This is a genomic window from Lentzea indica (assembly GCF_012184385.1).
GTDB classification, from domain to species: domain Bacteria; phylum Actinomycetota; class Actinomycetes; order Mycobacteriales; family Pseudonocardiaceae; genus Lentzea; species Lentzea indica.
In genome coordinates this window covers 20,924-27,589 of the sequence record NZ_VSRL01000111.1, presented here as the reverse complement: position 1 = coordinate 27,589, position 6,666 = coordinate 20,924, and the positions used below count along the sequence as shown (strand labels likewise).

Below are 6,666 nucleotides of genomic sequence, written 5' to 3'. Positions count from 1 at the left end.
CGCGATCGGCAGTGAAACAGGAAACCCGCGCCGCGAGGCCCAGCGCGTAAGCGCTACCCGCCGCACGGCGGGTGGGAATCCCTGTCCTTCAGGGCAGGGAGAAGTCAAGGGCCTACCTCCTTGGCCGAGCACCCTCGCCCGCAGCCAACCCGCCCGTCAAGATGCTAATTCGAATTATTACAGGGTTGACGGCGAGCGGGGAGCAGACGCAGAATCCCTGCCAATTCGAATTGGCAGGTGCTCATGGCCAAGAGGCTCACCCAGCAGGACATCGCGCGGATGGCAAGCGTCAGCCAGGCCACGGTGTCACTGGTGCTCAACAACCGGCAGGACGGCGGCGTCCGCATCGCCCCGGAAACACGTGCGCGAGTGCTGGAGGTGATCCGCCGGACCGGCTACGTCGCGAACCCGATCGCGCGCCGGCTGCACGACCACCGCAACCGCATCCTCGGCGTGTTCACCTACGAGGCCGTCTTCCCGAGCACCCGCGCGGACTTCTACCAGCCGTTCCTCGAAGGCATCGAGGAGCAGGCGGAGGAGGCCGGCTGTGATTTGCTGCTGTTCACCAGCGCCACGGCCGTGGGCGGCAAGCGGAGGATCTTCAGCGACGACAGCAGGATCCGGCTCGCTGACGGGTGCGTGCTGCTAGGTCGTTCCATCGACCGCGACGATCTCGCCCAGCTCGTGGCCGAGGGCATCCCGTTCGTCTCGATCGGACGGCGCGACGACGCGGGCGGCCCTGTGCCGCACGTCGGCGCCGACTACCGCGCCGCGGTGCGGGACCTGGTGGACCGCACGGTCGCGCTGGGCCACCGAAGGCTCGCGTACCTCGGCGTCGGCGCGGGTGCGGAGTCGTCAGCCGACCGGCTGCGTGGGTTCCGGGAAGCCGTTGCCGCACAAGGGGCCGAAGGCACACACGTGCCGTTCGGCGGGCTTGACCAGTTGCTCGACGCGGGCATCACGGCCGTGCTCGCCGAGGAGGTCTCCGACGGTGCCGCGCTCGTCCTCGCCGCCCGCGAGCGCGGCCTGTCTGTCCCCGGCGACCTCTCCGTGCTCATGCTCGGCGCGGCCACCCGGCCCGCTCCCGAGGAGGTCGACCTGACCGGATTCCGCATTCCCCGGCGCGAGATGGGCAGGCGGGCGGTGCAGGCGCTGACCGAGGTGCTCGAGAACGGCACCACCCCACAGGAACTGCTCACCTGCGAGTTCATCGCCGGCTCCACGCTGGGTTGATCAGGAGGAACCTTTGCTGGACAACACGGACGTCGTCGTGGTCGGCGGCGGACTCGGAGGAGTCGCCGCCGCGCTGGCGCTGCTGCGCGCCGGTCGCCGGGTCGTGCTCACCGAGGAGTTCGACTGGCTCGGCGGCCAGCTCACCAGCCAGGCGGTGCCACCGGACGAGCACAGCTGGGTGGAACGCTTCGGTGTCACCGCGAGCTACCGGGCGTTGCGCGACGGAATCCGCGAGTACTACCGCCGCCGCTACCCGCTGACCCCGAGGGCACGGGCGTGGCGCGAGCTCAATCCTGGCGCGGGCAACGTGAGCAGGCTCTGCCACGAGCCCCGCGTCGCCGTGGCGGTGATCGACGAGATGCTCGCGCCGTACCGCGGCAGCGGCAAACTCACCGTGCTGCAACCCTGCCGGCCGATCTCCGCGCGCACCGACGGCGACAGGATCGTGTCGGTCACCGTCGAGCACAACGGCTCGCAGATCGAGCTTTCCGCCCCGTACGTCCTCGACGCGACGGAGACCGGTGAGCTGCTGCAGTTGTCCGGTATGGAGTACGTGACCGGCTTCGAGTCCACTCTGGACACCGGCGAGCCGAGCGCACCCGAGATCGCGCAGCCCGCGAACATGCAGGCGATGTCGGTGTGTTTCGCGATCGACCACGTCGGCGGCGACCACACCATCGACAAGCCGGCGCGGTACGACTTCTGGCGGAACTACCAGCCGTCGTACTGGGGCGACCGGATGCTGTCGTTCCGCTCCCCCGACCCGCGCACGCTGAACATCGCCGAGCGCACGTTCACCCCCAACCCGGACGACGATCCGCTGACCGTCGTCTCCGACCAGCGGCTCAGTGCCGGTGACAGCAACCTGTGGACGTTCCGCCGCATCGCCGCCCGGCGCAACTTCGTCGACGGCGCGTACGAGAGCGACATCTGCCTGGTCAACTGGCCGATGATCGACTACTTCGAGTCGCCGGTGATCGACGTGCCGGACGCGGACGCGCACATCGCGGCGGCACGGGAGCTTTCGCGGTCGGTGCTGTACTGGCTGCAGACCGAGGCACGTCGCCAGGACGGCGGCACCGGCTTCCCCGGCCTGCGCCTGCGCGGTGACGTCACCGGTAGCGCGGACGGACTGGCCCAGGCGCCGTACATCCGCGAGTCCCGGCGCATCAGGGCCGAGTACACGATCGTCGAGCAGGACCTCTCACTCGCCGTGCGCGGCGACAAGGGCGCGGTGCAGCACGCCGACGCCGTGGGTGTCGGCATGTACCGCATCGACCTGCACCCCTCGACCGGCGGCGACAACTACCTCGACGTCGCGAGCTGCCCGTTCGAGATCCCGCTCGGCGCGCTCATTCCCGTGCGGATGGAGAACCTCCTGCCCGCGGGCAAGAACATCGGCACCACCCACATCACCAACGGTTCCCACCGGCTGCACCCGGTCGAGTGGAACGTCGGCGAGGTCGCGGGCGCGCTCGCGGACTTCTGCCTGGCGCACCGAGTCACCCCTCGCGCGGTGCGCAACACCCCCGGCCTGCTCGTGGACTTCCAGCACCGGCTGGAACGCGACGGGGTCGAGCTCCGCTGGCCGGACGTGTCCGGTTACTGACCCAGGAGACAACGATGTCACGCCTGACAGCACTCATCCTCGCCGGACTTCTCGCCCTCACGGCGTGCAGTGGTTCGTCCGCCCAGTCCGGTCCGAAGTCGTTGCGCATGACCGTGTGGACGGCCAACGAGGCACATCTCAAGCTGCTCAACGAGATCGCGTCCGAGTACAAGGCGTCGCACCCGGACGTCACCGAGATCAAGTTCGACTCGATCCCCGCCGACGGCTACACCACCACGCTCACCACGCAGATCGCCGGCGGCAACGCGCCCGACCTGGCGTGGATCCTGGAGGAGTCGGCACCGGACTTCGTCGCCTCCGGCGCGCTCGCGCCGATCAGGGGCAAGGTCGAGAAGGTGGACGAGCTGGTGCCGTCGGCGACGAAGCTCTGGCAGAAGGACGGCGAGCTGTACGCGTACCCGTTCTCCACCTCTCCGTTCGGGCTCTTCGTCAACACCAGTCTGGTCAAGGACGTGCCCGCGAACTGGACCTGGGACCAGGCGATCGCGGCCGCCGCGGCATCCGGCAAGGGCCTGGTGCTGCCGGACTTCAAGTACCAGAACTGGGCGGTGCTCTCGGCGATCTGGCGCGGCTGGGGCGCGAACGCGTGGAGCGAGGACGGCAGGTCGTGCGGGTTCGCGAGCGCTGAGATGAAGGACGCGATGTCGTTCATCCACAAGGCGATCTTCACGGACAAGGCGATCCCCGGCCCCGGCACGACCGTGGACTTCTTCGCGGGCAACGCCGCCATGGCGATCAGCCAGATCTCGCGGGCGGGTGCGTTGAAGGACGCCAAGTTCACCTGGACCCTCGTGCCGCTGCCCTCGGGCCCCAAGGGCGACTACGCGGTGATCGGGCAGGCCGGTGTCGGCGTGATGAAGCGGTCGAAGAACGCCGAGGCCGCGGCGGACTTCCTCGGCTTCTTCACCAACGAGGCCAACTCGGCGAAGCTCGCGCAGTTCTTCCCGCCGGTGCGCTCGTCGTTGCTCAACGCGGAGACCCTGGCCAAGAGCAACCCGCTGATCAAGCCGGAGCAACTGCAGTCGGTCGTGGTCGAGGGCATCAGCAAGGGCGTGGTCAAGCCCAGCCACCAGGGTCAGGAGGAGCTGAACCAGACGATCCGCGCGGCGCTGGACCCGTTGTGGAAGGCCGACGCGGACGTCGACAGCGTGCTCGACGGGGTGTGCGCGAAGATCAAGCCGTTGCTGGAGCGCAAGTGACGTTCTGGACGTATCGCAGGCGCGACAACCTGGTCGGCTACTTGTTCGTCGCGCCCGCACTTCTCGGCAGCCTCGCGTTCGTGCTGATACCGCTGGCGTTGGTCGGCTGGTACAGCCTCAACGAGTGGAACGTGCTCGGCGGGACGTTCGAGTTCATCGGTGCCGAGAACTACGAGCGGCTGCTCAGCGACGAGAAGCTCCGCGAGTCACTCGTGGCGACCACCTGGTTCGCCGCGGGACTGGTGGTGCTGAACCTGTCGCTGGCCCTGCTGCTCGCGGTGCTGCTCAACCAGAAGCTGCGCGGCACCACGGTGTTCCGCACGTTGTTCTTCTCCCCCGTGCTGGTGTCGCTGGTCGCCTGGACGCTGGTGTGGCAGCTGATGCTGCAGCCGGAGGGCAGTGTGAACGGCCTGCTCGGCGTGGTCGGCGTCGACGGCCCGAACTGGCTGCGGACCGAGTCGGCCGCGATGGTCGCGGTGATCGTCGTGCAGGTGATCAAGAACGTCGGGCTGAACATGGTGCTGTTCCTCGCGGCGCTGCAGGGCGTGCCCGCGCCGCTGTACGAGGCCGCCAAGATCGACGGTGCCGGGGCATGGACGCGGTTCCGCCGCATCACCATCCCGTTGATCAGCCCGACGATCCTGCTCACGTCGATCATCACGATCGTCGGCTCGCTGCAGGTGTTCGCCCAGATCGCCGTGCTCACGCAGGGCGGTCCCGGCACGTCGACCACCGTGTTGATCTACTACCTGTACCAGCAGGCGTTCCAGTTCCACCACTTCGGCTACGGCGCGACGATCTCGGTGCTGCTGTTCGTCATCGTCGCCGCGCTCACCCTGCTGCAGTGGCGGATGCGCCGAAAGTGGGTGCTCCATGAGTCGTAAGGTGGCGCTCTACGGGCTGCTCTGCCTGCTGTGCGTGCCGTTCGTGTTCCCGACGTGGTGGATGGTCACCTCGTCGATGAAGCCGATCAGTGAGATCTTCTCCGAGTCGCTGTTGCCGTCGGAGTGGACGTTCTCCACGTACTCGCAGGTGTTCCGGATGCAGCCGTTCGGGCAGCAGTACTGGAACAGCCTCTACATCGCGGTGATCGTCACCGCCGGCACGATGGTGGTCGCCGCCATGGCGGGGTACGCGTTCGCGCGCATCCGGTTCCCAGGCCAGAACGTGCTGTTCGTGGTGGTGCTGACCGGCCTGCTCATCCCGAGCGAGGTTACGATCGTGCCGCTGTTCCAGCTGTTCCAGTCGCTCGGCCTGACCAACACGCACTGGCCGCTGATCATCGTGCCGATCTTCGGCGCGCCCTGTGTGCTGGCGATCTTCATCATGCGCCAGTTCTTCGTCGCGCTGCCACCGGAGCTGGAGGAGGCGGCGCGGATGGACGGGCTCGGCCGAGCCGGGATCTTCTACCGGGTCGCGCTGCCGTTGGCACGGCCCGCGTTGGGCGCGGTCGCGATCTTCACGTTCCTGCACTCGTGGAACCTGTACCTGGAACCGATCGTGTATCTGTCCACACCGGACATGTTCACGCTGCCGCAGGCGCTGACCCAGTTCGTCGACATCTACGGCGGTCCCATGTGGAACGTGCAGCTGGCCGCCGCGACGATGACCGCGGTGCCGATCCTGGTGGTGTTCGTGCTGGCCCAGCGGCAGTTCATCGAGGGCCTGGCGCACACAGGGGTGAAGGGGTGATCGATCCTGAGATCGCGGCGCTGGCCGACCTCTCCCGGCCGCCGCTCACGCCTGCCGGGATCGCGGAGAGACGGGCTGGTGGACGGGTCGTCACCGACGCCGAACTGACGCGGGGCGGCTCGGTCACGTTCACAGAGGAGGACGCGGACGGCGTGCCGGTGCTCGTGTTGCGCCCGGCCCGTTCCACAGGTCCGCCAGTGCTGCACCTGCACGGCGGCGGGATGGTCGCGGGCACCCGGCGAACCGACCTCCACGTGCTGGCCGAGTGGGTCGAGGAGCTCGGCGTCGTGCTGGTGTCGCCGGAGTACCGGCTGGCGCCCGAGCACCCGCATCCGGCACCGGTGCAGGACTGCTACCGGACGCTGACGTGGATGGAGCGCAACGGTTTCGTCTCCCCAGTCGTCGCCGGCACCTCCGCGGGTGGCGGGCTGGCGGCGGCGGTGACGCTGATGGCCCGTGACTTCGGCGGACCGGCCATCCGCGGCCAGCTGCTGATCTGCCCGATGCTCGACGACAGGTGCGACACCCCTTCCAGCCACCAGTTCCTGAACGGCACCACGTGGGTGCGCACGTCGAACATCACGGGGTGGAACGCCCTGCTCGGTGACGCACGGGGTGGACCGGAGGTGTCTCCCTTCGCCGCACCCGCGCGGGCAGCCGATCTCTCCGGTCTGCCACCGACCTACGTGGACGTCGGCTCGGCGGACCTGTTCCGTGACGAGGCCGTCGACTACCCCTCACGGATCTGGCGGGCAGGCGGGAACGCCGAGCTGCACGTGTGGCCGGGCGGGTGCCACGGGTTCGACCAGCTCGCACCGGACGCGGCGCTGGCCCGCAGAGCCCGTGCCGCCCGGATCGCGTGGCTCACCGCCGTGACTCGGCGTCGGCCACCACCTCCAGCGTGAAGGTCCG

6 protein-coding genes are annotated in these 6,666 nt (G+C 68.6%); all 6 read left to right on the top strand.

Annotated elements, in window-relative coordinates; all coding sequences use genetic code 11:
- The first annotated feature begins 243 nt into the window (after positions 1-243).
- Genes FXN61_RS27050 through FXN61_RS27025 form a run of 6 tightly spaced genes read left to right on the top strand, consistent with a single transcriptional unit; the run spans position 244 to position 6,659 of the window.
- Positions 244-1,233, top strand: coding sequence for a LacI family DNA-binding transcriptional regulator (locus tag FXN61_RS27050; protein WP_167976838.1), 990 nt, complete (start codon positions 244-246; stop codon positions 1,231-1,233).
- Between the two features lie 13 nt (positions 1,234-1,246).
- Entirely contained in the window at positions 1,247-2,842 is a 1,596-nt protein-coding gene (locus FXN61_RS27045) for an FAD-dependent oxidoreductase (protein WP_167976837.1), read from the top strand.
- Positions 2,843-2,856: 14 nt separating this feature from the next.
- Positions 2,857-4,062: an ABC transporter substrate-binding protein gene (locus FXN61_RS27040; RefSeq protein ID WP_167976836.1), complete on the top strand. Its 1,206-nt coding sequence runs from the start codon at positions 2,857-2,859 to the stop codon at positions 4,060-4,062.
- The gene (locus FXN61_RS27035; protein ID WP_312878019.1) at positions 4,059-4,946 is read left to right on the top strand and encodes a carbohydrate ABC transporter permease; all 888 of its coding nucleotides are present in this window, start codon (positions 4,059-4,061) and stop codon (positions 4,944-4,946) included. Before FXN61_RS27040 ends, FXN61_RS27035 begins: the two co-directional genes overlap by 4 nt.
- Entirely contained in the window at positions 4,936-5,754 is an 819-nt protein-coding gene (locus FXN61_RS27030; RefSeq protein ID WP_167976834.1) for a carbohydrate ABC transporter permease, read from the top strand. The genes FXN61_RS27035 and FXN61_RS27030 overlap by 11 nt, the downstream gene beginning before the upstream one ends.
- Complete coding sequence (locus FXN61_RS27025) at positions 5,751-6,659, top strand: alpha/beta hydrolase (protein ID WP_167976833.1); 909 nt, start codon at positions 5,751-5,753, stop codon at positions 6,657-6,659. The genes FXN61_RS27030 and FXN61_RS27025 overlap by 4 nt, the downstream gene beginning before the upstream one ends.
- Positions 6,660-6,666 lie beyond the last annotated feature (7 nt).

Bases quoted from the DNA above. Each gene is read 5' to 3' on its own strand.
- FXN61_RS27050 (WP_167976838.1), top strand. From the start codon at position 244: ATGGCCAAGAGGCTCACCCAGCAGGACATCGCGCGGATGGCAAGCGTC.
- FXN61_RS27040 (WP_167976836.1), top strand. From the start codon at position 2,857: ATGTCACGCCTGACAGCACTCATCCTCGCCGGACTTCTCGCCCTCACG.
- FXN61_RS27030 (WP_167976834.1), top strand. From the start codon at position 4,936: ATGAGTCGTAAGGTGGCGCTCTACGGGCTGCTCTGCCTGCTGTGCGTG.